The sequence below is a fragment of the Aquirufa sp. 5-AUSEE-100C1 genome, assembly GCF_054558655.1.
On record NZ_JBPXKO010000001.1, the window covers coordinates 543,541 to 565,055 of the forward strand.

The 21,515-nt window shown below is 41.8% G+C and carries 26 protein-coding genes and 1 tRNA gene; 17 read left to right on the forward strand and 10 right to left on the reverse strand.

The features are described 5' to 3' along the window. Positions 1 to 80: 80 nt before the first annotated feature. The 3 genes from ACMH5P_RS02395 to ACMH5P_RS02405 are packed head-to-tail and all read left to right on the forward strand — an operon-like array spanning position 81 to position 1,856. Complete coding sequence (locus ACMH5P_RS02395; protein ID WP_459492715.1) at positions 81 to 503, forward strand: 6-pyruvoyl trahydropterin synthase family protein; 423 nt, start codon at positions 81 to 83, stop codon at positions 501 to 503. Continuing rightward, positions 463 to 1,164, forward strand: coding sequence for a GTP cyclohydrolase I FolE (gene folE / locus ACMH5P_RS02400; protein ID WP_459492716.1), 702 nt, complete (start codon positions 463 to 465; stop codon positions 1,162 to 1,164). Before ACMH5P_RS02395 ends, folE begins: the two co-directional genes overlap by 41 nt. 5 nt (positions 1,165 to 1,169) lie before the next feature. Continuing rightward, positions 1,170 to 1,856: an SDR family NAD(P)-dependent oxidoreductase gene (locus tag ACMH5P_RS02405; RefSeq protein ID WP_459492717.1), complete on the forward strand. Its 687-nt coding sequence runs from the start codon at positions 1,170 to 1,172 to the stop codon at positions 1,854 to 1,856. On the opposite strand, the gene ACMH5P_RS02410 is transcribed toward ACMH5P_RS02405, so the two are convergent. Continuing rightward, on the reverse strand, positions 1,853 to 2,827 hold the full coding sequence (locus ACMH5P_RS02410; RefSeq protein WP_459492718.1) for a cation diffusion facilitator family transporter: 975 nt from the start codon (positions 2,825 to 2,827) through the stop codon (positions 1,853 to 1,855). The two genes, ACMH5P_RS02405 and ACMH5P_RS02410, sit on opposite strands and share 4 nt — an antisense overlap. Before the next feature lie 37 nt (positions 2,828 to 2,864). On the opposite strand from ACMH5P_RS02410, the gene ACMH5P_RS02415 reads away from it, so the two are divergent. Then, positions 2,865 to 3,422 (forward strand): NUDIX domain-containing protein, encoded by a 558-nt coding sequence (locus tag ACMH5P_RS02415; RefSeq protein WP_459492719.1) that lies wholly within the window; start codon positions 2,865 to 2,867, stop codon positions 3,420 to 3,422. On the opposite strand, the gene surE is transcribed toward ACMH5P_RS02415, so the two are convergent. Continuing rightward, positions 3,393 to 4,160, reverse strand: a complete 768-nt coding sequence (gene surE / locus ACMH5P_RS02420; protein ID WP_459492720.1) for a 5'/3'-nucleotidase SurE — start codon at positions 4,158 to 4,160, stop codon at positions 3,393 to 3,395. The genes ACMH5P_RS02415 and surE overlap by 30 nt on opposite strands. 51 nt (positions 4,161 to 4,211) lie before the next feature. Between surE and ACMH5P_RS02425 the strand changes: the two genes are divergently transcribed. Beyond that, positions 4,212 to 4,709, forward strand: coding sequence for a GNAT family N-acetyltransferase (locus tag ACMH5P_RS02425; RefSeq protein ID WP_459492721.1), 498 nt, complete (start codon positions 4,212 to 4,214; stop codon positions 4,707 to 4,709). Here ACMH5P_RS02425 and ACMH5P_RS02430 read toward each other — a convergent pair. Continuing rightward, on the reverse strand, positions 4,678 to 5,541 hold the full coding sequence (locus ACMH5P_RS02430) for a nucleoside phosphorylase (protein ID WP_459492722.1): 864 nt from the start codon (positions 5,539 to 5,541) through the stop codon (positions 4,678 to 4,680). The two genes, ACMH5P_RS02425 and ACMH5P_RS02430, sit on opposite strands and share 32 nt — an antisense overlap. Positions 5,542 to 5,582: 41 nt before the next feature. Between ACMH5P_RS02430 and ACMH5P_RS02435 the strand changes: the two genes are divergently transcribed. Genes ACMH5P_RS02435 through ACMH5P_RS02445 form a run of 3 tightly spaced genes read left to right on the forward strand, consistent with a single transcriptional unit; the run spans position 5,583 to position 6,689 of the window. Next, entirely contained in the window at positions 5,583 to 6,032 is a 450-nt protein-coding gene (locus ACMH5P_RS02435) for a hypothetical protein (RefSeq protein ID WP_459492723.1), read from the forward strand. Beyond that, positions 6,029 to 6,355, forward strand: a complete 327-nt coding sequence (locus ACMH5P_RS02440; RefSeq protein ID WP_459492724.1) for a DUF2834 domain-containing protein — start codon at positions 6,029 to 6,031, stop codon at positions 6,353 to 6,355. The genes ACMH5P_RS02435 and ACMH5P_RS02440 overlap by 4 nt, the downstream gene beginning before the upstream one ends. Before the next feature lies 1 nt (position 6,356). Continuing rightward, entirely contained in the window at positions 6,357 to 6,689 is a 333-nt protein-coding gene (locus ACMH5P_RS02445; RefSeq protein ID WP_459492725.1) for an iron chaperone, read from the forward strand. Between the two features lie 8 nt (positions 6,690 to 6,697). On the opposite strand, the gene trhO is transcribed toward ACMH5P_RS02445, so the two are convergent. Together trhO and ACMH5P_RS02455 are read right to left on the reverse strand one after the other, a co-directional pair. Beyond that, positions 6,698 to 7,687 (reverse strand): oxygen-dependent tRNA uridine(34) hydroxylase TrhO, encoded by a 990-nt coding sequence (gene trhO, locus ACMH5P_RS02450; protein ID WP_459492990.1) that lies wholly within the window; start codon positions 7,685 to 7,687, stop codon positions 6,698 to 6,700. Between the two features lie 36 nt (positions 7,688 to 7,723). Next, a tRNA-Leu gene (locus tag ACMH5P_RS02455) sits at positions 7,724 to 7,807 on the reverse strand. Positions 7,808 to 7,878: 71 nt separating this feature from the next. Here ACMH5P_RS02455 and ACMH5P_RS02460 point away from each other — a divergent pair. Further along, entirely contained in the window at positions 7,879 to 8,289 is a 411-nt protein-coding gene (locus ACMH5P_RS02460) for a DUF3127 domain-containing protein (RefSeq protein WP_459492726.1), read from the forward strand. 199 nt (positions 8,290 to 8,488) lie between these two features. Here ACMH5P_RS02460 and ACMH5P_RS02465 read toward each other — a convergent pair whose 3' ends face one another. Genes ACMH5P_RS02465 through ACMH5P_RS02475 form a run of 3 tightly spaced genes read right to left on the reverse strand, consistent with a single transcriptional unit; the run spans position 8,489 to position 10,769 of the window. Continuing rightward, positions 8,489 to 9,364, reverse strand: a complete 876-nt coding sequence (locus tag ACMH5P_RS02465; RefSeq protein ID WP_459492727.1) for a pirin family protein — start codon at positions 9,362 to 9,364, stop codon at positions 8,489 to 8,491. Between the two features lie 21 nt (positions 9,365 to 9,385). Continuing rightward, positions 9,386 to 9,829, reverse strand: a complete 444-nt coding sequence (locus ACMH5P_RS02470) for a GNAT family N-acetyltransferase (RefSeq protein ID WP_459492728.1) — start codon at positions 9,827 to 9,829, stop codon at positions 9,386 to 9,388. Beyond that, positions 9,810 to 10,769 carry a PhoH family protein gene (locus ACMH5P_RS02475; protein WP_459492729.1) on the reverse strand — a complete coding sequence of 320 codons (960 nt, stop codon included), beginning with the start codon at positions 10,767 to 10,769 and terminating at the stop codon, positions 9,810 to 9,812. The genes ACMH5P_RS02470 and ACMH5P_RS02475 overlap by 20 nt, the downstream gene beginning before the upstream one ends. Before the next feature lie 177 nt (positions 10,770 to 10,946). On the opposite strand from ACMH5P_RS02475, the gene dnaB reads away from it, so the two are divergent. Next, positions 10,947 to 12,476 (forward strand): replicative DNA helicase, encoded by a 1,530-nt coding sequence (gene dnaB, locus ACMH5P_RS02480; protein WP_459492730.1) that lies wholly within the window; start codon positions 10,947 to 10,949, stop codon positions 12,474 to 12,476. Positions 12,477 to 12,614: 138 nt separating this feature from the next. Here dnaB and rlmD read toward each other — a convergent pair whose 3' ends face one another. Continuing rightward, a complete protein-coding gene (gene rlmD / locus ACMH5P_RS02485; protein ID WP_459492731.1) occupies positions 12,615 to 14,036 on the reverse strand; it encodes a 23S rRNA (uracil(1939)-C(5))-methyltransferase RlmD in 1,422 nt (473 codons plus the stop codon). A 90-nt stretch (positions 14,037 to 14,126) separates the two neighbouring features. Between rlmD and ACMH5P_RS02490 the strand changes: the two genes are divergently transcribed. Next, positions 14,127 to 14,933: an SDR family oxidoreductase gene (locus tag ACMH5P_RS02490; protein WP_459492732.1), complete on the forward strand. Its 807-nt coding sequence runs from the start codon at positions 14,127 to 14,129 to the stop codon at positions 14,931 to 14,933. Positions 14,934 to 15,005: 72 nt separating this feature from the next. On the opposite strand, the gene ACMH5P_RS02495 is transcribed toward ACMH5P_RS02490, so the two are convergent. Continuing rightward, the gene (locus tag ACMH5P_RS02495; RefSeq protein ID WP_459492733.1) at positions 15,006 to 15,386 is read right to left on the reverse strand and encodes a cyclic nucleotide-binding domain-containing protein; all 381 of its coding nucleotides are present in this window, start codon (positions 15,384 to 15,386) and stop codon (positions 15,006 to 15,008) included. Between the two features lie 137 nt (positions 15,387 to 15,523). On the opposite strand from ACMH5P_RS02495, the gene ACMH5P_RS02500 reads away from it, so the two are divergent. From ACMH5P_RS02500 to ACMH5P_RS02525, 6 genes are read left to right on the forward strand one after another with little or no spacing between them, the layout of a single operon-like run. Further along, a complete protein-coding gene (locus tag ACMH5P_RS02500; RefSeq protein WP_459492734.1) occupies positions 15,524 to 17,974 on the forward strand; it encodes a heavy metal translocating P-type ATPase in 2,451 nt (816 codons plus the stop codon). A 55-nt stretch (positions 17,975 to 18,029) separates the two neighbouring features. Beyond that, positions 18,030 to 18,188, forward strand: coding sequence for a cbb3-type cytochrome oxidase assembly protein CcoS (gene ccoS, locus ACMH5P_RS02505; RefSeq protein WP_459492735.1), 159 nt, complete (start codon positions 18,030 to 18,032; stop codon positions 18,186 to 18,188). Between the two features lie 6 nt (positions 18,189 to 18,194). After that, complete coding sequence (ccoN, locus tag ACMH5P_RS02510) at positions 18,195 to 20,318, forward strand: cytochrome-c oxidase, cbb3-type subunit I (RefSeq protein WP_459492736.1); 2,124 nt, start codon at positions 18,195 to 18,197, stop codon at positions 20,316 to 20,318. 3 nt (positions 20,319 to 20,321) lie between these two features. After that, the gene (locus tag ACMH5P_RS02515; RefSeq protein WP_459492737.1) at positions 20,322 to 20,480 is read left to right on the forward strand and encodes a hypothetical protein; all 159 of its coding nucleotides are present in this window, start codon (positions 20,322 to 20,324) and stop codon (positions 20,478 to 20,480) included. Between the two features lie 32 nt (positions 20,481 to 20,512). After that, the gene (locus ACMH5P_RS02520) at positions 20,513 to 21,250 is read left to right on the forward strand and encodes a cbb3-type cytochrome c oxidase N-terminal domain-containing protein (protein WP_459492738.1); all 738 of its coding nucleotides are present in this window, start codon (positions 20,513 to 20,515) and stop codon (positions 21,248 to 21,250) included. Between the two features lie 19 nt (positions 21,251 to 21,269). Beyond that, positions 21,270 to 21,488, forward strand: coding sequence for a YgaP family membrane protein (locus tag ACMH5P_RS02525; RefSeq protein WP_459492739.1), 219 nt, complete (start codon positions 21,270 to 21,272; stop codon positions 21,486 to 21,488). Positions 21,489 to 21,515 lie beyond the last annotated feature (27 nt).

The following is a 21,515-nucleotide window of genomic DNA, read 5'->3' on the forward strand; positions in this document are numbered from 1 at the left end:
ATTTGATTAAATAGGTAATTAGATGATGAAATTGAAATTTAATGAAATTACTCTTGTAAATTTATAAGATTTATAAAAAAATGAGCGACTCACCTAAAGTAAGCATTTTCCGGAAAGAGCATTTCAACGCTGCACATCGTTTGCACAACGCAGCGTGGAGTGAAGAAAAAAACAAGGAAATATTCGGTTTATGTAATAATCCGAACTATCATGGGCACAATTATGAATTAATTATTCAAGTTACGGGAACAATTAATCCAGAAACGGGTTATGTTATCGATACGAAGGTTTTATCCGATTTAGTCCAGCGCGAAGTTTGCAAGAAATTCGATCACCGGAACTTAAATTTAGATGTACCCGAATTCGCTAACCTAAATCCAACGGCCGAAAATATTGCCATTGTGATTTATAATAAATTAAGACCAGAAATTGCTGCAGAGCTAGATTTAAAAATCAAATTGTATGAAACAGAAAGAAATTTCGTTGAATTCCCTGCTAATTGATACAGACCGTTTCTTGTTGACCGACGAAGAAATTGGAGACAATCATGTAGCCACCTCCATCGAGACACCGATGAGGGAGGATGCCTTTGTTCTTTCTGATGCAGAAAAAATTGCTAAAATCGAGTCACATTTTCGTGAGATCATGTTGACCTTAGGTTTAGACCTAACAGACGATTCATTACGTGGCACGCCAAAGCGTGTTGCTAAAATGTACGTGGAGGAGATCTTTAATGGATTAAATCCAGCGAATGAGCCTAAAATTGCCTTGTTTGAAAACAAATTCGGTTACAATGAAATGCTTATTGAAAAGAACATCAGTTTCTATTCGAATTGTGAGCACCACTTTGTACCGATCATGGGTAAAACACATATCGCTTACATTTCTTCTGGCCAAGTAATTGGTTTGTCGAAATTGAATCGCATCGTTCAGTATTTCGCTAAACGTCCTCAAGTACAAGAACGCTTAACGATGCAAATCGCGAAGTATTTACAAAAAGTCTTAAAGACAGAACACGTGGCTGTTTTCATCGATGCAAAACACCTTTGTGTTTCCTCTAGAGGCGTAAAGGATGATGCAACCTCGACGATTACATCTTATTATGGGGGTAAATTCCAAGAGGAATCAACCAAACGCGAATTTTTAGATTCACTTCATAGCTAAATCTTATGGGAACTTTTATTATCGTGGGCGCTAGTCATGGGATTGGCGCATCAACGGCTGACGCCTTAATCAAAGAAGGTCATCGCGTTATCAACATTGCTAGAACTGCAAACCCAGCTTGTGAAAATCATACTTGGGATGCCTCTTCAAATGAGACATTACCCAACGTCGAAGGTCCCATTGCTGGAATTGTTTACAGCCCAGGAAGTATTGTCCTAAAACCCTTTCATCGATTGACAGAGGCTGATTTTAGTACTGATTTTCAATTGAATGTATTGGGAGCTGTGAAGGTAATACAAAACTACCTACCCAACCTAAAGCAAAATGGTTCTGGTTCCATCGTACTTTACAGTACGGTAGCTGTTCAAACAGGAATGGGGTTCCATGCGTCCATTGCGAGTTCGAAAGGAGCAATCGAAGGATTGACAAGATCGTTGGCAGCTGAGTTAGCAAGCCAACAAATTCGAGTGAATGCAATTGCACCTTCCTTGACCAATACCCCCTTAGCGGCTAATTTATTAAGTAGTCCTGAGAAAATTGAAGCTGGCGGAAAACGTCATCCCTTGGGCCGTGTGGGAGAATCGAGCGATGTGGCAAACCTAACCGCATTCTTATTATCTCCGGCAAATTCTTGGATAACGGGTCAAATCATCGGCGTCGATGGAGGAATGGGAAGTCTTAAGCCTGCTTAGAGCTCGTTGAAATGTTTTTGATTGAGCGCCATGTTAGTGGCGTTCCATTCAATCTTCTGCTTGAAAGCATGCGCACGGATTGGGCAGTCTGCTATTTCACAATGTGAACAGCAAGCATCCAAACACGGATCCACATGCACAAAAATCTCGATTTCAGTTGGTAGAACTTCAGCCATCTTCACCTCAAAATCATGGATTTCATCATGAACCCGATTTAAATCCCAATAACGGGGTAGGGTTAAGTGGCAATCGATGTGCAAATCACCTCCATATTGTTGGATACGTAAATTGTGTAAATCGATCCAGCTCGCTTTTTGGTGCTTCTTGATCCATTCGATCACCTTCGTAAATACCGCTGGATTTGTCTCATCCATTAAGGCTGCGACCGACTCACGAATCAGACGAATACCTTGCCAACACATCAATAGCGCAAAAGCAATTGAAGCAACCGCATCCACCCAAAGCCAACCGGTAAACAAAGTCAGGGCAATGGCCATGACAATTAAAATACCGTTGTAGGCATCTAATGTCAAATGTTTCCCATCGGCAACCAATGCGGGCGAATGGGATGCTTTTCCCGCACGAACTAGGTAGAATCCCATCAAACCGTTTAAAACCGTGGATGAAAGGGAAACGAGTAGACCTAAGTCTAACTGAGTAAGCGCAGGTTTTGCTAATAAATGCTGCGAGGCATGCAAAAAGATGTATGCGGAAGCCAATAGAATCAAAACACCTTCCAATCCCGAGGCAAAGAACTCAATTTTCCCATGCCCATAGGGGTGATTCAAATCACGCGGTAAAGAGGCCAAATAAACGGAATAATAGGCAAATGCTGCCGCAACCACATTGATGATTGACTCCAATGCATCTGTTAAAACCGCCGTGGATCCCGTTGCGTAATAGGCATAGAATTTCGCCGACATGATCAGCAAACTCAAAAAGAACGAGAATAAAATTAGCCTTTGTTTCATACAGGGAAAATCTGGACAAAGATAGTATTTTTGTCGGATGGAACAGGAAATAAACCCTTGGAAAACACAAGATATCAGTATTCCCTATGAAAACGATTGGATTCGCTTAGAACATCATGAGGTTATAAAACCGAATGGCCAACCGGGAATCTATGGTAAGGTACATTTTAAGAATCATGCCATCGCCATTCTGCCCATTGATACTGAGGGGAATACATATTTAGTGGGACAATACCGCTATACGATTGGGGCCTATTCCTGGGAATTACCCGAGGGAGGCTGCCAAAACGAGCTTCCCTTGGATGCAGCCAAAAGAGAGTTAAAGGAAGAAACGGGACTCCTTGCCGATAACTGGACTTTGCTCGGTGAGAATTACCTATCTAATTCGGTGACTGATGAAAAAGCGAGCATGTACCTCGCAGAAGGATTAACATTAACCGAATCTGAACCTGAGGACACCGAACAATTACAAATCAAAAAAATCCCCGTTCAAAGAGCAATTGAAATGGCCTTAAACGGGGAAATTAAAGATATTTTATCGATTACGACCTTATTGACTTACGCCTTAAAGGTCCCAGGATTGCATCTCCCGTAATTCATCGTAGTCTGTTAAATCATATTTTATCGGAACGATACTCACGTAATTTTCCTCTAATGCGTCGAGGTCGGTATTTTGCCCCTTATCAAAATGCTCGATGTCGCCATCCATCCAATAATACGATTGCCCATACGGATCTTTACGTTCCGCAAATCGCTCCCTATAAACTGCATCGGCTTGTTTAACCACTTTGATGCCCTTGGGGGCGACGTCTGACTTAGCCGGGAAGTTTACGTTTAGGGTTAAACCCTTCGGCAAACCATGAACTAATACTTGTTGGCAAATTTTGATGATAAAATCATGACAATGACTAAAGTCGGCATCCGACTTGATATCACACAAGGAAAAACCAATCGCCGGAATTCCTTCCATCGCTGCTTCGATTGCGGCCGACATGGTTCCTGAATATAACACGGAAATCGAGGCATTGGAACCGTGATTGATTCCGGAAACGACTAAATCAATGTTTCGATCCTTTAAAATTAAGTGCTTCCCAATTTTCACACAATCAGCAGGAGTACCTGAACATTTGTAAGATTTTACGTTTGGACCGAAATCTTGCGTTTCGGTCACGCGCAATGGAACCCCCATCGTGATTGCATGACCCATTCCCGATTGGTGCGTATCCGGAGCGATGACAACCACTTCGCCCATTTCGGACATAATTTCAGTTAAAACACGAATTCCTTTGGAAGAAATCGAATCATCGTTAGCAATTAAAATAAGTGGCTTCATAGATTGTATATTTGTATGCAATTTACAAATTTGCGCGCATTAAATTTGACTATGCAATTCCGAAAAGCACGAATTTCTGACATTCCTACCATCCAAGAAATCGCCGAGGCAACTTGGCGGCCTACCTATGGAAATATTTTGTCCGAGGAGCAGACAATTTACATGTTGGACATGATGTACGGCACCGAGGTACTTGAAAGACAAATAGATTCGAGCATCGATTTTTATTTGGCCGAAGAGGATGGAAATACGCTCGGATATTTTTCCATTGAGGTCACCGAACCCGGTAAAATGAAATTACACAAGATTTACTTACGTCCCGGTTTTAAATCTCGAGGTGCGGGAACGAAAATCATTGAACGAATCAAGGAAATCGCTCAAGATAAGGGTGTTAATCAAATCGAATTGAATGTGAATAAATACAATTCAGCCGTTCAGTTTTACGAGAAAAAAGGCTTTATCCGAGCAAAAGAAATGGTTTTAGATATCGGCAATGGCTACGTGATGGATGATTACGTTATGCAATTGAATCTAGGGCCAACTCAATAAGTTTCCGCATTTGACCTTCCGGATCCATTGAAAATTCATGCGTCATTCGATTCGCCAAAATCGCATTCAAGGAAATCATTTTATGGCCTAATGTAGACGCAAAGGCATAGTATGCAGCCGTTTCCATCTCAATATTCGTAATCGGATTACCTTCAAAGTGGGTTGCAGATACGTCCTGTAAAAATTCAGGCAACCGAGATGGCATTCGCACGGTACGTCCTTGGGGTGCATAAAATCCAGGTGCGGTGAGCGTGTAACCCTTGTAAGGAATCGAATCAAACGTTTTTATTAATGAGGGGCTCGCTTTGGCACCATAAACCGGAATCGGATATTGTATTTGCTGACACCAGTCGTTCAGGGCGCCTTGATGAAGCATATGGGGACCCTCAAAGCCATAAAATTGGCCTAAATTATCAAAACCAATGGCCGCTTCAGAGATTAAAAAGGTATCGACGGGTACATCTTTTTGAATACTTCCTGAGGTCCCTAAACGAATGAGCTCAAGGGATGTCTTGTTTGATTTTTCTAAACGCGTTTCAAAGTCAATATTCACTAAGGCGTCCAACTCATTCAATACAATCTCAACATTATCTGCTCCAATTCCACTTGAAATCACGCTAATTCGCTTTCCGCCCAACTCACCAAAATGGCTAACAAATTCTCGTTTGTGAATTTTAGTATCGACCCGATCAAAGTATTGAGATACTTTGGGAACACGTTCGGGGTCACCAACCAAAATGATTTGCGCAGGAACTTGATCGGGGCGAATTGCCAAATGATACGAACTTCCATCGGGATTAATGATTAAGTCGGTCGGTGAGAAATAGGTCATACGCGAAATTATTGATAATTTCCGAAATCAAATTAAATAAGTTGGCCAACAAATCAGAAATTCATGAAACAATGCTAGCTCTTTTGGAGGAGAAACTCCATCAGGCCCGACTGGATTTTGCGTTGGCGAAAGAATCCCGGGATTCTGATACCAAGAGTAGTGCAGGGGATAAATATGAAACGGGACGGGAAATGATGCAGCGTGAAATGGATAAACTGAGTGCGAGTATCGATACCTATCAACAGCAATTGGTTTCCATGCAGCATTTAATGAGTCATAAAACCAATGAGCAAATTGGGTTGGGCCATTTGGTCGAGACTAATTTTGAAACTTATTATATTTCAATCGGATTAGGGGCTATTCCCGGAAGCTTTGGAACGATCTATGCCATCTCTGCGGAATCACCGCTGGGGGAATTAATGAAAGGGAAAAGGGTGGGAGATACGATTGAATTACGTGGACGAAACATCATCATAAAACAAATCTCATGAAAAACGCACATTACTTATATTTATTCCTGTCACTTGTTGGAGGCGGAATTACCGTATCCTATGTTTTCATAGGCATACAGGAAAACAATGGAAATTTTGATGTTTTAAATTTTATTCAAAGTACATGGATTTCAAATCCCTACGCCAAAAGTTTAACTTTTGATTTTTGGACGGGTGCCATAGCGGGGACATTTTTTATGCTAGTCGAAGGACTCCGCATCAAAATCAAATACCTATACTTGTATTTATTGGCAACCGTGTTAATCGGGTTTGCGTTCGCATTTCCCTTATTTTTATTCGTTAGACATCGTCAATTAGCCTAATATGGAAGAATACATCAATACATTCCCAGAAGCCACTCAGAAAATCTTGCGAGAAGTGCGAGATGCGATTCGTTCAGTCGTACCGGAAGGAACGGAGGAAACAATGGCTTACGGAATGCCAACCTTTAAGTACAAGAAAAATTTAGTCCATTTTGCGGCCTGGAATAATCATTTGGGATTTTATCCGACACCAAAACCATTGGTCGTATTTCAAGAGCGTTTGAGTGCCTTCGAAGGATCAAAAGGGGCGGTAAAGTTTCCATATCATTTACCCATGCCGCTGGAATTAATAAAAGATATCACGCGATTTCGCGTGGAGGAAGTCAGTAAATAAAAAATGGCTCAAGATTGAGCCATTTTTCTTTTTTCTATTTTTTCGTTTCGTCCAAAGGATTTAAATCCTAATTCGGGTGAATAACCCACGGATTGTTTCGAATAATATCCCTTTTCATTGTAAGGCCGTTTACGGGGATGTTCTTTACATGCTTGCGAACAGGCGCCATCCATTTCCCTCAAGCAGGTAGGGCAGATCGCCAAATGCTCATTACACTCTGGATTTGCACAGTTGACCATGTGATCGGACGTTTCCTGACAAACGTGGCATTTTGAAATAACCTCTGGATTAATCGTATTCACGGGAGTTGCCACACGGTTATCAAATACATAGCAGGAACCATCAAAATCTTCACCGCCTTCTTCCAAACCATATTTAATGATCCCACCATGTAATTGGTAGACGTTGGAAAAACCTTTCTCCAATAAATAGGCGGAAGCCTTTTCGCATTTGATTCCTCCGGTGCAATATGTGATAACCTTTTTGTCTTTTAGGTGCTCTATTTCCTGCACGTGGTTTGGAAGATCACGTAAGTTCTCCATATCAAAGGTATAGGCACCTTTAAATTTTCCGAGCTCATGCTCGTAGTTGGAACGCATATCTACCAAAACAACATCTGGGTCGTTCTTCAACATTTCTTTAAACTCCTTTGGCTTAAGGTGTTTGCCCGTTTTTACTCGTGGATTGACAGGCAAATCAGAATGCACGATCTCCGACTTCACCCGAACGTGAAGTTTATTGAACGTATGAGCTTCGTGGTAATCGACTTTGAAATCAAAATCAGTGCCTGCAAAAATGGGGTCATTCTCTAACCATTTCATGTAGGCGTCACAGTCGGCCTTTAAACCCGAAACCGTTCCATTTAAACCTTCGGAAGCGACAATAACGCGCCCTAAAAGGTTATTTTCAATGCAGAAAAGGTGATGTTTGACACGATACTCCTCGGGATTAGGGATAGGAGTATAGTTATAGTAAAGTAATACACTGTAAGGCTTCATCTTCAACATGATTTACAGATTAAACAAAAAATTAAGTGACGATGGGGAGATTCGAACTCCCATACCTAAAGCGGCACTACCACCTCAAAGTAGCGTGTCTACCAATTTCACCACATCGCCAAAAACGGTTAGTAAAATTACCAAATATTTACTTACTTGCCAACAATTCAATCATTCAAAAATATCAAGTAATGGCTTTAGAACTAAGCGGAAAACTTATTAAGAAAATGCCTGAGGTTACAGGGACAGGCAGAACCGGAACAAACTGGATTAAACAAGAGTTTGTTTTAGAAACTCAAGATCAATACCCAAAGAAAGTATGTATGTCGGTCTGGGGAGACAAGACGCAAGATTTAGCACCGATTCAAGAGGGTGAAATCGTGAAAGTACAATTCAATGTGGAATCAAGAGAATACAATGAGCGTTGGTACACCGAAATTCGTGCCTATCGTTTAGATCGTTCGGGAGCAGCAGCGCCTGCACCGGCACAAGATAACGCGGGCTGGGCACCTACTTCTGCTCCAGCAGCAGCTCCTAGTGCGGCACCAGCTAATAACTTTCCTCCATTAGCGGCGGAGAGTGGGGATGATTTGCCTTTTTAGAACTAAGAGTTAAGAACTAAGAGTTAAAAAGTTAAAGGTTAGAGTTAAGCTTACGAAGCTTAATTCTAACCTTTTCGTTTTATACGAACTACTCACGATTTTCAGTTCGAAATATTTGGCTTTTAGTTCTTAACTCTTAGTTCTTAGTTCTTACCTCTTAGTTCTTAACTCTTAGTTCTTAGTTCTTAACTCTTAGTTCTTAGTTCTCAAGTTGTCCAAACTTCCCTTCCTCAAAATCCTGAAAAGCCTGCAAAATCTCCTGTCTTGTATTCATCACAAACGGACCATGAGCCGCAATAGGTTCACGAATGGGCTCACCGCTTAGGATAAGAATCTTCGAATTTTCGGTTGCTTCAATTTGGAAGGTTTCCCCTTCGTTCTCAAAGCGTACAAAATGATCTAAAGGAACGGATTCTTCGGAACCATTGATGCGTATTTCTCCCTCGACAACCACCAAACAAGTATTGAATTCAGCCGGAAATTCAAACTCCGATTTTCCGCCAGCCTCTAAATGGGCATTGAACATGTTTACGGGGGTAAACGTACTAGCTTTCCCTTGAACTCCCTGAAAATTTCCAGCAATGACCTCCACAAATCCTTTTTCCACAGCGACTTTAGGCATGGCAGCATTTTCAATCGCCTGATACTTGGGTGCCGACATTTTATCTTTGGCAGGTAAGTTGACCCATAGTTGAATCATCTGAAATTCACCACCCATCTTACTAAAACTTTCTTCATGGTATTCCTTGTGCAAAACACCTGATGCCGCCGTCATCCATTGAACATCACCCTCACCGATGATTCCGCCACCACCGGCACTATCATGATGCGCCACACGCCCTTTGTAGGCTATAGTAACCGTTTCAAAGCCGCGATGCGGATGTACACCCACGCCCCTCGGGCTATCCGATGGAGGAACGTGGAATTTAGCCCCGTAATCCATCATGATGAAAGGGGACATGCGATGCATATCGAGTCCATGCCGACTCGGTATAAAATTATGTACGCGAAAACCATCGCCCACAAAATGGGGAGGACCAGGCGGATAAACTGCCTCAATTGCTTTAATTGACATATTCGATGAAATTAAAGAAGCCTAAATATGAGCTTCCATGGCTTGATGAACAATATCCGCCTCAATAAAAGTTCCATCAAATGGCTCGAAACCTAATGAAGCATACAATGGCATGACATCCACCTGCGCATGTAAGTAGAAATAATTGTTTTCAGGGTATCGTTTTTTCGCTTCTTGAATGACATGGCGAATCATTTGGCTCGCATATCCCTTTCCTCGGGATTCTTTCAAGGTAGCAATCCGTTCTATTTTGATTCCCTTTTCTGTATTGCGAAAACGACCCGTGGAAACGGGCTTATCATCTTCCAACAAAACAAAATGTATCGCTTGCGCATCTAATTCATCGAACTCTTCCGAAGGCAAACATTTTTGCTCATGAACAAAAACTTCCGTTCGAATCTCAAAAACTTGCGCAATTTGTTCGTCGGAAACCGCCTGAATAATCCTACTTGTCTTGCTTTCCATAGGCCTCAATGATTTTACGTACCAAACGATGTCGAACCACATCGGATCCATCTAACTCCACAAAGGAAATCCCATTAATCCCACTCAAAATCCGTTCCGCCTCACCCAAACCGGAAGTTTGGTTCTTGGGCAAATCCACTTGTGATTTATCTCCTGTAATAATCGTTTTAGATTGAATACCCATACGCGTTAAAAACATCTTCATTTGCATGGAAGTCGTGTTTTGCGCCTCGTCCAACAAGATAAAGGCCTTATTCAACGTCCGACCACGCATGTAAGCCAATGGTGCAATTTCAATCGTCCGATTCTCCAAATAGAACTTCAATTTCTCCGCAGGAATCATATCATCCAATGCATCGTATATAGGTCTGAGATAGGGGTCAATCTTTTCTTTCAAATCGCCTGGAAGAAATCCCAAATTTTCTCCCGCTTCCACAGCTGGTCGCGTGATGATGATTTTTTTAACCTCTTTATTTTTTAATGCCTTGACCGCCAAAGCCACCGCCGTATAGGTCTTACCGGTACCTGCTGGACCGATAGCAAAGACAATATCATTATTCGTCGCTGCATCGACCAACTTCCGTTGATTCGGAGTCTTTGCCTTAATAACAATGCCTTTATTCCCAAACAACAATACATCTTTATCCTCCACCCATGGCGTCTCCATTTCCTCGCCCGTTGGGTTCAAAATCGAATCGATATACGCCTTCATATGCACCGCCGTGAAGGTACTGTGTTTATTCAAGTGCTGAATGCATTGATTCACAATTGCTTCAACCAAAGCCATTTGGTCATCGGAACCACGAATGATAATTTGGTCGCCGCGCGAAATGATTTTTGTCTGAGGAAAGGCCTCCGTCAACAACTGAAAATGGGAATTGGACACACCTAGAAATTCGATTAAGGAGATGTCCGACAAGGAAATAATTTTCTCTAGCAAGTAGTTTCGGTATTAAATGTTTTAAAGTACTAAAATAGCGAAAACTTGAAATTTTATATCACCAACAAGGTGATATTTTTGATAAAAAATTGTAAAATTGTAGCTATGGATTCGAATAACACATCGCAGGCTTTTAACAAGGGTAAACAGGGAATTAATTCATCAAATCGGTCAAATATGCCACAAAGGCTAAGTGATTTAGGTTTAGGTAAATTACCCCCTCAAGCCGTTGATTTAGAAGAAGCACTTCTGGGAGCATTGATGCTTGAGAAGGAGCCTTTGGCGAATGTCATCGAATTATTGAAACCGGATAGTTTTTACAAAGAGGCTCATAATAAGATTTTTGGTGCGATTCAGGCCTTGTTCCAACAGTCTCAACCTGTCGATTTATTAACGGTCAATAACCATTTAAAATCCACTGGTGATTTAGAGAAAGCAGGAGGAACAGCTTACTTGGCTCAATTAACCTCTCGGGTTAGTTCAACGTCCAACGTGGAATTCCATGCGCGTATTATCATTGAGCAATACATTAAGCGCCAACTGATTCATGTTTCATCTGAAATCCAACGCTTATCGTACGAAGATACGACGGACGTATTCCAGATTTTGGATCGCATGGAACAAGAGCTTTTCACGATAGCCGAATCCAATATTCGTAAGAACTACGAAAGTATGTCGGACATCCTCTTGAAAGCCGTTGCCGAATTAGAGGAGAAACAACAACAGAAGAGCGGAATGACGGGTATTCCATCAGGCTTTACCGATTTGGATCGTCTGACATCGGGTTGGCAGAAACAGGAACTAATCATTATTGCGGCTCGTCCCGGTATGGGTAAGACGGCATTTGTCGTTTCGGCATGTCGGAATGCTGCTGTTGAATGGGGACATGCCGTTGCCTTATTCTCACTTGAGATGAGTGCGGTTCAACTTGTGAATCGTATCATTTCGGCGGAAGCTGAAATTGAGGCTGAAAAGATTCGTAAAGGGAAGTTGGAGCCCCATGAGTGGCAACAACTACACACGAAAATCAAGCGTTTATACGAGGCACCTATCTTCGTCGATGATACCCCGGCCTTGTCCATTCTTGAATTACGCGCGAAATGCCGTCGTTTAAAGGCACAGAAAGATATTAAGTTGATCGTCATTGACTACTTACAATTAATGACAGGAGATACAAGCGGTAAGGGAGCATCTGGAAACCGTGAGCAGGAAATTGCTCAAATTTCGCGTGCCTTGAAGCAATTAGCGAAGGAATTGGATGTACCTGTTATCGCGCTTTCGCAATTGAATCGTTCCACGGAAACACGTGGAGGAAATAAGAAACCACAATTATCTGACCTTCGTGAATCTGGAGCCATCGAGCAGGATGCTGATCAGGTAATGTTTATCTACCGTCCGGAATACTACCAAATCACCGCGGATGAAAATGGAAATTCATTGGCCGGCATGGGAGAGATCATTATGGCCAAAAACCGTTCCGGTTCATTGGACAGCGTTTGGTTGAAATTCATTGGTAAATTCACTAAATACTGTGATTTGGATTTCCAACCCTTTGGCGGTGCTGAAGGAGGGGAGAGCTTCAACTTAAGTAATCTCGGCGATCAAACGTCCAATTTCGAACAAGGCGGAGGGGATTCGGTGTTTAAAGGAAGTAAAATGAATTTACCTCCGGAAGGGGATTTTGATCCGTTGAATAGCCCTTTTTAGGTTAGACGTTGGACTTTAGACTTTAGACTTTAGACTTTAGACGTGGCGTAATTAATATGATTGAAATTCATATTTCAAAAAAAAGACGCGAAGTATCGCGTCTCTAAATTTGTTGATCTAACGTCTATAGTCCAAAGTCTAAGGTCTAATCACCAACCTAACAACGTTCTCCACATGATGCGTCTGCGGGAACATGTCCACCGGATGGACGACATCTACCTCATAGGCAACATCTAATAAGGCTAAATCACGCGCTTGAGTAGCAGGATTACAACTTACGTAGACAATCTTCTTCGGCTTAACTTCCAAGATTTGATTCACGACATCTAAATCCATTCCGGCACGCGGAGGATCCGTGATAATAACGTCAGGTGCGCCATGAATATTAATAAATTCAGTCGTTAGCACCTTCTTCATGTCACCCGCAAAGAAAGTGGCATTCGTAATTCCATTTAATTCTGCATTGATTTTCGCGTCTTCAACGGCCATTTCGACGTACTCAAGGCCAACAACCTTTTGGGCATGTTTGGCCAAGAACAAACCAATGGTTCCAGTTCCTGTGTACAGATCATAAACAACCTCATTCCCCTGCAAATCCGCATATTCGCGAACCAATTGGTACAATTTCAAAGCCTGCTTTGCATTCGTTTGGAAGAAAGATTTAGGACCAATCTGAAATTGCAAATCCTCCATCATTTCCACCATAAAAGGTTTTCCATGGTAGCATTGTACCTCCAAATCATGGAAGGTATCATTGCCTTTTTGGTTAATTACATAATTCAGCGAGGTGATCATGGGGAAATTTTGTTTCAAATACTCCATCACCAAGCGAATTTCCTCCTCCGTCGCATAGGCAAATTGGACCGTGACCATCCATTCATTTGTTACCGTATTTCGAATAATCAAATTCCGGAGTGCACCTTCCTGTTGAAACTTCAACTCATAAAACGAAATACCATTGGCCTGCGCAAAATCTCTGACGCCATTGCGAATCGCGTTTGAAGGATCTGGCTGTAAATAGCAATGATCAACGGGCAAAATCTTATCAAAACGACCTGGGACGTGAAATCCTAGCGCATTCATGGAACCCAAATCCTCTTTTCCAATCTCATCCTCCGTCAACCAACGGGCACAAGAAAAGGTGAATTCCAATTTATTTCGGTAATAATAGGTCTCTTCAGAGCCGAGAATAGGCTGAAATTCAGGCAATTTAACCTTCGCAATGCGCGTTAAATTGTCTTTCACTTGTTGGGCCTTAAAGGCAGTCTGCGACGCATAATCTACATGTTGCCACTTGCATCCCCCGCAAATCCCAAAATGACTACAAGCCACATCGGTACGGTGTTTAGAAAGCTTTTGAATATTAATCGCCTGGGCTTGCTTAAAGCTCTTTTTCGATTTTAAAATACGTAAATCGGCAATATCACCTGGCGCAACGGCCCCTTGCACAAAAATCACTTCATCGTTTACTTTAGCGATGCATTTCGCTTCCGCTGCAAAATCCAAAATCGGGATTTGTTCCAACACCACCGGGGCTTTCTTTTCTTTCTTCTTACTCATGCGATTAAAATATGCGCAAAAATACGGCTTTTGGCGGGCACGCCAACCAATTCCCGATAAAACCTTAACTTCGCAAAGAAATTAACGCGCATGAAGAATCAAGTTGTTATCATCACAGGGGCAAGTTCAGGAATTGGAAAGGCCCTCGCTTACGAATATGGAAACCTAGGGGCCATTGTTTTCATAACAGGTCGTAACGAAGCCAATCTTAACACTGCAGCAGCCGAATTAAATTCGACTGGAATAAATGCTCATCCCATCGTTTGCGACAGTAGTTCCGAGGAACAAACACGAGCTATGATTAACGAAGTGGTAACGAAATTCGGGCGAATCGATTTACTCATTAACAATGCGGGGATTTCCATGCGCTCCATGTTTGAGACCGTTGATTTGAAAGTCTTGAAACAAGTGATGGATATTAATTTCTGGGGAACGGTTTATGCCACCCATGCCGCTTTGCCCTATTTAAAAACTAGCCAAGGCGGAATCATCGGTATTTCTTCCATTGCAGGATATCGCGGACTACCCGTAAGAACCGGTTACTCAGCCTCTAAATTCGCGATGAATGGCTTTTTAGAAGCCCTTCGAACCGAGTTAATCGGCACGGGAGTTCATGTGTTAACGGCATGCCCTGGATTCACAGCCTCGAATATACGTAATGCCTCCTTGACGGCCGACGGATCCGTTGCCGGTGAGAGTATGCGGGAAGAGGAAAAAATGATGAGTGCTGAAGAGGTTGCCTTCGAAATCCGAAAGGCATATGAGCAAAAGAAAAAGACCTTGGTCTTAACTTTTCAGGGTAAATTAACTGTATTCCTAAACAAATGGGCCAATAGTCTCATGGATAAGCTCGTATATAATACGCTAAAAAAGGAAAAAGATAGCCCACTAAAATAAAAAGCCCTGCCAGATAAAATCTGGCAGGTGCTTGTACCCATTTAACTTACCACTCTATATTGTACACCTATCTTAGGCGATTTCTAATTGCTTGATTTGCTGGATAAAATCCAAGTGCATCGCTTCAAAATACGATTTAGCTTGATCGAATTCCGTGATTAATTGATTGAAGTAAGATCGATCAAAAACCAAAAACGTGGATTCCTTCGTTGTCATTGCCGAGCAAGCATATTTATCTCCATGCATCGCCTCATCAATTCCGATAAAAATTGGCTTATCAATCACGGTCACACGCTTATTCTCATTAGGCCAATCCAATAGAAGTGAGCCTCCTTGTAGGTAAAAAACAAATTCGGCCTTTTGACCCTGACGGAATAAAAACTCATCCCCGAGATAATTGATCTCAATACCACTCGCCAGTACTTTTTTGCTTGTTTCCAACAATTCGTTCATGCCTCGTCTTTTTGACTTCCCAAAAGTAGAAGCATTCAACCAGTTAAATTATGATAATCCTCATGTTTAGGGGTGCGATTGGTCAATTTCTCTTTGACCGTTTAGAAGCAATTTTGTTGAGTAAATAAATCATTCGCATGCTGGATCTTGAAATACCTCAAATCGAAACAAAGACGAGCTGTTTTCATTGTGGTGAGACTTGCCCCGAAGAAATTATTCTTTTTGAAGAAAAGGCATTCTGTTGCCATGGTTGCGAACAGGTCTACCAATTACTCTCTTCGAATGCATTGGGGGATTATTATACCTGCGATATCAAACCTGGAAAGACACCCTCTGCACAAAACTTTGATTTTTTAAATCATCCTCATTTTCGAGATATTCTAATCAGTTTTTCAGGTAATGGAGTTTCGAAAGTTCATTTTCATTTACCCGCGATTCATTGCCAATCATGCTTATACTTATTGGAAAACCTGAATCGAATCGAAACGGCCGTTGTCAAATCAAGCCTCAACTTTGGCAAAAAAGAGTTAACCATTTGGTTTAGAGAGAGCCATACAAATTTAGGTTCGTTGGCAAGTTTACTGGCAAGTTTGGGGTATGAGCCCTTGATTGATTCGGGGGAAGAGCAAACGAATCAACAAGAGAAGACGGGCCAACAAACTCGTTTATTTCTCAAATTAGGCATTGCTGGTTTTTGTGCCGGAAACGCCATGCTTTTTAGCTTTCCCGAGTATCTAGGAATTGAATCTGGGGATTTAAAAAGTCTATTTGGCTACCTAAACATCGCTTTAGGTACCATCGCTGTATTTTACTCGGGTTCGGATTATTTTTCCAATGTATGGTCGCATTTGAAATTACGTAAATTAACCATCGAGCTACCCATATTATTAGGTATCGTGGTAGGCTATTCCCGCAGTGTTTATGAAGTGTTTTCCCATACTGGAGCCGGGTATATAGATTCCGTTTCGGGATTGATATTTTTCCTGTTGATCGGTAAATGGTTCCAACAAAAATCCTTCGATTTTCTTTCCTTCGAACGAAATTACAAAGCCTATTTCCCCTTAGTCATCAGCAAATTCATGGAAGGCAAAGAAGTCACTTGTCCATTGGAAGAAATCGCGGTAGGGGATCATATTATTATCCGAAACCAAGAGATTATACCTGCAGACGCCATTTTAGTCAAAGGAAAAAGTCAAATGGATTATAGTTTTGTGACCGGAGAAAGTGAATACATCGCATTAGAGGCCGGCAATAGTATGTATGCGGGTGGCCGTCATCATGGCGATTTGATCGAAATCGAAATAAAAAAAGCCTTAAATCAGAGTCATTTAACCCAATTATGGGAACAGCAGGCGTTCAAGGACCCCTTACATAAGACGGAGAATTGGGAAAATTTTGCTAATAAAGTTGGGATGTATTTCACCATCGTCTTATTAAGCTTAGCTGCCGGGGTTGGAATTTATTGGTTCCAACAAGATCCTACCAAATGGCAAAATGCCGTGGTGAGTGTATTGGTCATCGCTTGTCCATGTGCATTGGCGATATCTTATCCGTTTGCCTTAGGACACGGAATTCGTTGGTTCGCTAAATTCAACTTCTTCATCAAAGACATACAAGCCTTTGAACGCTTATCCCAAGTGGATACAGTGGTTTTCGACAAAACAGGAACACTAACCTTGCATACGGATGAAAAACCAAGCCTACATTTAAATCGTGAAGTAAGTGACTGGGAGTGGAATGTGATTTATTCAATGGTCAACCAGTCGACGCACCCTATGTCGCGCCAACTGACCAAATTCCTGACCGAGGAAAATAAAGCGCAGTTGATTGAATTGAATTCGATGCAGGAAAAAATGGGAAAGGGTTTGGAATTAACCCTAAATGGAATTCTATTTCAAATTGGCAATGCCCGGTTTACCGGCCATGCATTGCCCAAACAACAGGATTTCATCCGTTCGGAAAGTCAATTGTTTATTCGGATCGGCGAGGAGCGAATAGGGTACATCGAATTTCCGTGGGCAAATCGACCGGGCGTGGAATATATGCTTCATGCGATGCAGGCCAACTACGAGGTGTATTTACTGTCGGGGGATAAGAAAAATCATGCGGGAACATTATTGGATTGGTTTCCCGATTCGTCGCATTATCAATTTGAATGTAGCCCGATGGACAAGATGAATTTTATCCAACGGTTACAATCTAAAGGAAAAAAAGTAGCCATGGTCGGGGATGGTTTAAATGATGCAGGCGCATTAAAGCAGGCACATGTAGGCATTGCAGTCTCGGAGGATCATCTTCATTTCACACCATCGAGTGATGGAATAGTAAGCGGTAGCCAGTTAATCCATTTACCAGCATTTTTCAAGTTTGCTAAATATGGCCTGAAGCTAATCAAAGCAAGCTTTTTGCTATCACTCGTTTACAATCTGTTTGGCTTAAGTTATGCGGTGCAAGGAAATCTTTCTCCGCTCATCGCCGCCATCCTTATGCCCGTTAACTCAATAAGTATGTTGTTGATTGCCAATATTGGGATGAATCTGGAGGGAAGGCGATTGAAATCATATTTATCTAGAATTAAAGGTGATTAGCGTCATGTTTTTTACGCACATATACATAGAATTTTGAGGTACTAAATGAAGGATAATGGAAATTATGTATGTCATGATTGGATTGAGTCTACTAATGGCGATAGGTTTTCTGTTTGCCTTTGTTTGGTCAATACGTTCCGGGCAGCAAGATGATTTGATTACGCCGGGTATGCGCATTTTAATGGAAGAAAAAGAGAGTACAAATACTAAATAATTGCTTATGAGCACAAAGTCTACCCATTTGGAACAATTTACCTACGACAATAAAATTGTTCGAAACTTTGCGATTGCGACGATCATCTGGGGGATTGTCGGGATGCTGGTCGGCGTAATCATCGCCACCCAACTCGTTGAACCGGCAGCCAACATCACTCAATATGGATCATTTGGTCGTATTCGTCCCTTGCATACGAATGCGGTCATTTTTGCTTTTGTGGGTAATGCCATATTTGCCGGAGTATATTACTCCTTACAGCGTTTATTGAAAGCCCGCATGTTTAGTGATTTCTTGTCTAATCTTCATTTCTGGGGATGGCAATTAATCATCGTATCGGCAGCGATTACCTTGCCTTTGGGAATCACTTCTTCGCATGAATATGCGGAATTAGAATGGCCAATTGATATCGCGATTACCTTGATTTGGGTGACCTTTGGCGTCAACATGTTTGGAACGATTTTCAAGCGTCGTGAGCGTCATTTGTATGTAGCCATTTGGTTTTACATTGCTACGTTTATTACGGTTGCAGTATTGCACTTGACGAACTCGATGCAATTACCCATTTCGGCATTTAAATCATATTACGTGTATGCCGGGGTACAGGATGCCTTGATTCAATGGTGGTATGGACACAATGCGGTGGCCTTTTTCTTAACAACGCCCTTTTTAGGTTTAATGTATTATTTCTTACCCAAAATGGCGAATCGCCCTGTGTACTCGTACCGTCTATCAATACTCCACTTTTGGGCATTGATTTTTATCTATATCTGGGCGGGGCCACACCACTTGTTGTACTCTAGTTTACCAGATTGGGCACAATCCCTTGGCGTGGTATTTTCGATTATGTTGATTGCTCCGTCTTGGGGAGGTATGATTAATGGTTTATTGACCTTACGCGGTGCATGGGATCAGGTACGCGAAAATTCCATATTGAAATTTATGGTGGTGGGAATTACCAGTTACGGTATGGCCACCTTTGAGGGCCCAATGTTGAGTTTAAAAAATATTAATGCGATTGCGCACTTTACCGACTGGATCGTCGCACACGTTCACGTGGGAGCCTTGGGATGGAATGGTTTCTTAACCTTTGCCATGTTGTATTGGTTGATCCCTCGCATTTTCCAAACTACGCTGTTTTCTGAAAAATTAGTCAAAACCCACTTTTGGATTGGAACGATTGGAATTGCCTTATATGCCATTCCGATGTACATCTCTGGATTTACACAAGGAATGATGTGGAAACAATTCACCGAAGAGGGAACCTTGCAATATGGTAACTTCTTGGATACCACATTGCAAATTTTACCCATGCACATGATGCGTGCGGTGGGTGGAACCTTGTATTTAGTTGGGGCAATTATCATGGCCTACAACTTATTCAAGACAATGGCACAAGGGACATTATTAGCAGATGAAGCAGCTGAAGCAGCACCATTGTCGGTGACAGAGGAAAGCGAAGCGGGGGCACATTGGCACCGTTGGATTGAGCGCAAACCGATACAATTATTGATTGCATCCTTGATTATGATTTTGGTGGGATCCTTGGTGGAATTGATTCCTACATTTATGGTCAAATCAAATGTACCAAGCATTGAGGCGGTTCAACCTTATACCTCCTTGGAATTAGAGGGTCGAGATATTTATATCCGTGAGGGCTGTGTGGGATGTCACTCGCAATTGGTACGCCCTTTCCGTTCGGAGACGGAGCGCTATGGTGAATTTTCGAAATCAGGGGAATTTGTTTACGATCATCCGTTCTTATGGGGATCGAAGCGTACGGGCCCTGATTTGCATCGTGAGGGAGGTAAATACCCCGATTCTTGGCATTATCACCACATGCGTGATCCTCAATCCATGTCGCCGGGTTCGATTATGCCATCCTACGATTGGTTGTATGAGCAAAGTCTAAATACGAGCCAGACGCAAGACAAATTGAAGGCCATGAAAAAATTGGGGGTTCCCTATGATGAAAGTCAAATCCAACATGCGGTTGCCGATTTAACGACGCAATCCAAGGAGATTCAAGCTCGATTGGCCGCTGAAAAGATTAAAGTAGGAGCGGACAAAGAAATCATTGCTTTGATTGCTTACTTACAAAGATTAGGAACAGACATCGCTAATAAATAAACTATGTTCAAGCAATTTATATCGAATATCCCAGGAGCTGACTCTTACATGATATTCTCTTTATTGACCTTCATGGTATTTTTTACCGCGGTAGGCATCTACATGTTTTGGATGGATCGCAAGCATTTGGATCGGATGAAAAATCTACCCTTTGAGAAATAGCGAATCGTAAAACAGAATTAAAATTGATTATTATGGCTTTAACATTGATGGAAATATGGCTGATTAGTTTGATCTTCTTAACGGGGATCATCATTTTGGTTGTGACTTTACAACTGAACGCAGCAGTCAAGAAACTAACTCACAATCCCGCAGTTCACCCGGAGGAGGAATTATCTTGGTGGGAGAAATTTAAGGGCTTGAAACCTTTGGAGCAAGAAGGGGAGTTATTGATGGAACATAAGTACGATGGCATTGCGGAATTGGATAATCCTACACCGCCCTGGTTTATGTATTTGTTTTACCTCACAATCCTCTTTGGCGTCATTTACTTAGGCTATTATCATATCTATCAAGATGGAAATATTCAGGAATCTGAATATAAAAATGAGGTAGCCATCGCAGAAAAGGCACGTGAAGCCTACATGAAACAATTTGCAAATTCAGTTAATGAAGATAATGTTAGCGCATCTACGTCAGCGAAAGATTTAACAGAGGGTTCTCAGATTTATTCAACAAATTGCGTAGCTTGTCATGGCGATAAGGGTCAGGGAGGCGTGGGGCCTAATTTGACGGATAAATTTTGGATACACGGAGGTGGCATCAAGGATTTATTCAAGACCATTACGCATGGCGTACCCGAAAAGGGTATGATCGCTTGGGAAAAAACATTGAATCCTTTGCAGGTGCAAAAAGTAGCTTCCTTTATTTTAACGCTACAAGGAACGAATCCTGCCGGGGCCAAAGAACCACAAGGTGAAGAAGTTAACTAAATTTAAACTCTATATCAAAATGAAAAAAAACGTCGGAAAAATGGATCGCATCGTACGATTTTCCATTTCAGCGGTTATCATCATTTTAGCTTACGCTAAGATAATTCCAAATGATTTTAGTCTAGGTGCTTACGCAGTAGCCCTTATTATTGGACTTACTGGAATTTATCGAATTTGTCCGCTGTACAAAATATTGCATAAAAGTACCTTACGGGAAGAACCTCCTCGTTTCAACTAATTTAAAGGGTCCGGTTCACATCGGACC

Excerpts from the sequence above, each read along its gene's own strand:
- ACMH5P_RS02395 (WP_459492715.1), top strand. The coding sequence starts at position 81 with ATGAGCGACTCACCTAAAGTAAGCATTTTCCGGAAAGAGCATTTCAAC.
- folE (WP_459492716.1), top strand. The coding sequence starts at position 463 with ATGAAACAGAAAGAAATTTCGTTGAATTCCCTGCTAATTGATACAGAC.
- ACMH5P_RS02405 (WP_459492717.1), top strand. The coding sequence starts at position 1,170 with ATGGGAACTTTTATTATCGTGGGCGCTAGTCATGGGATTGGCGCATCA.
- ACMH5P_RS02410 (WP_459492718.1), bottom strand. The coding sequence starts at position 2,827 with ATGAAACAAAGGCTAATTTTATTCTCGTTCTTTTTGAGTTTGCTGATC.
- ACMH5P_RS02415 (WP_459492719.1), top strand. The coding sequence starts at position 2,865 with ATGGAACAGGAAATAAACCCTTGGAAAACACAAGATATCAGTATTCCC.
- surE (WP_459492720.1), bottom strand. The coding sequence starts at position 4,160 with ATGAAGCCACTTATTTTAATTGCTAACGATGATTCGATTTCTTCCAAA.
- ACMH5P_RS02425 (WP_459492721.1), top strand. The coding sequence starts at position 4,212 with ATGCAATTCCGAAAAGCACGAATTTCTGACATTCCTACCATCCAAGAA.
- ACMH5P_RS02430 (WP_459492722.1), bottom strand. The coding sequence starts at position 5,541 with ATGACCTATTTCTCACCGACCGACTTAATCATTAATCCCGATGGAAGT.
- ACMH5P_RS02440 (WP_459492724.1), top strand. The coding sequence starts at position 6,029 with ATGAAAAACGCACATTACTTATATTTATTCCTGTCACTTGTTGGAGGC.
- ACMH5P_RS02445 (WP_459492725.1), top strand. The coding sequence starts at position 6,357 with ATGGAAGAATACATCAATACATTCCCAGAAGCCACTCAGAAAATCTTG.
- trhO (WP_459492990.1), bottom strand. The coding sequence starts at position 7,687 with ATGAAGCCTTACAGTGTATTACTTTACTATAACTATACTCCTATCCCT.
- ACMH5P_RS02460 (WP_459492726.1), top strand. The coding sequence starts at position 7,879 with ATGGCTTTAGAACTAAGCGGAAAACTTATTAAGAAAATGCCTGAGGTT.
- ACMH5P_RS02465 (WP_459492727.1), bottom strand. The coding sequence starts at position 9,364 with ATGTCAATTAAAGCAATTGAGGCAGTTTATCCGCCTGGTCCTCCCCAT.
- ACMH5P_RS02470 (WP_459492728.1), bottom strand. The coding sequence starts at position 9,829 with ATGGAAAGCAAGACAAGTAGGATTATTCAGGCGGTTTCCGACGAACAA.
- dnaB (WP_459492730.1), top strand. The coding sequence starts at position 10,947 with ATGCCACAAAGGCTAAGTGATTTAGGTTTAGGTAAATTACCCCCTCAA.
- rlmD (WP_459492731.1), bottom strand. The coding sequence starts at position 14,036 with ATGAGTAAGAAGAAAGAAAAGAAAGCCCCGGTGGTGTTGGAACAAATC.
- ACMH5P_RS02490 (WP_459492732.1), top strand. The coding sequence starts at position 14,127 with ATGAAGAATCAAGTTGTTATCATCACAGGGGCAAGTTCAGGAATTGGA.
- ACMH5P_RS02495 (WP_459492733.1), bottom strand. The coding sequence starts at position 15,386 with ATGAACGAATTGTTGGAAACAAGCAAAAAAGTACTGGCGAGTGGTATT.
- ACMH5P_RS02500 (WP_459492734.1), top strand. The coding sequence starts at position 15,524 with ATGCTGGATCTTGAAATACCTCAAATCGAAACAAAGACGAGCTGTTTT.
- ccoS (WP_459492735.1), top strand. The coding sequence starts at position 18,030 with ATGGAAATTATGTATGTCATGATTGGATTGAGTCTACTAATGGCGATA.
- ccoN (WP_459492736.1), top strand. The coding sequence starts at position 18,195 with ATGAGCACAAAGTCTACCCATTTGGAACAATTTACCTACGACAATAAA.
- ACMH5P_RS02515 (WP_459492737.1), top strand. The coding sequence starts at position 20,322 with ATGTTCAAGCAATTTATATCGAATATCCCAGGAGCTGACTCTTACATG.
- ACMH5P_RS02520 (WP_459492738.1), top strand. The coding sequence starts at position 20,513 with ATGGCTTTAACATTGATGGAAATATGGCTGATTAGTTTGATCTTCTTA.
- ACMH5P_RS02525 (WP_459492739.1), top strand. The coding sequence starts at position 21,270 with ATGAAAAAAAACGTCGGAAAAATGGATCGCATCGTACGATTTTCCATT.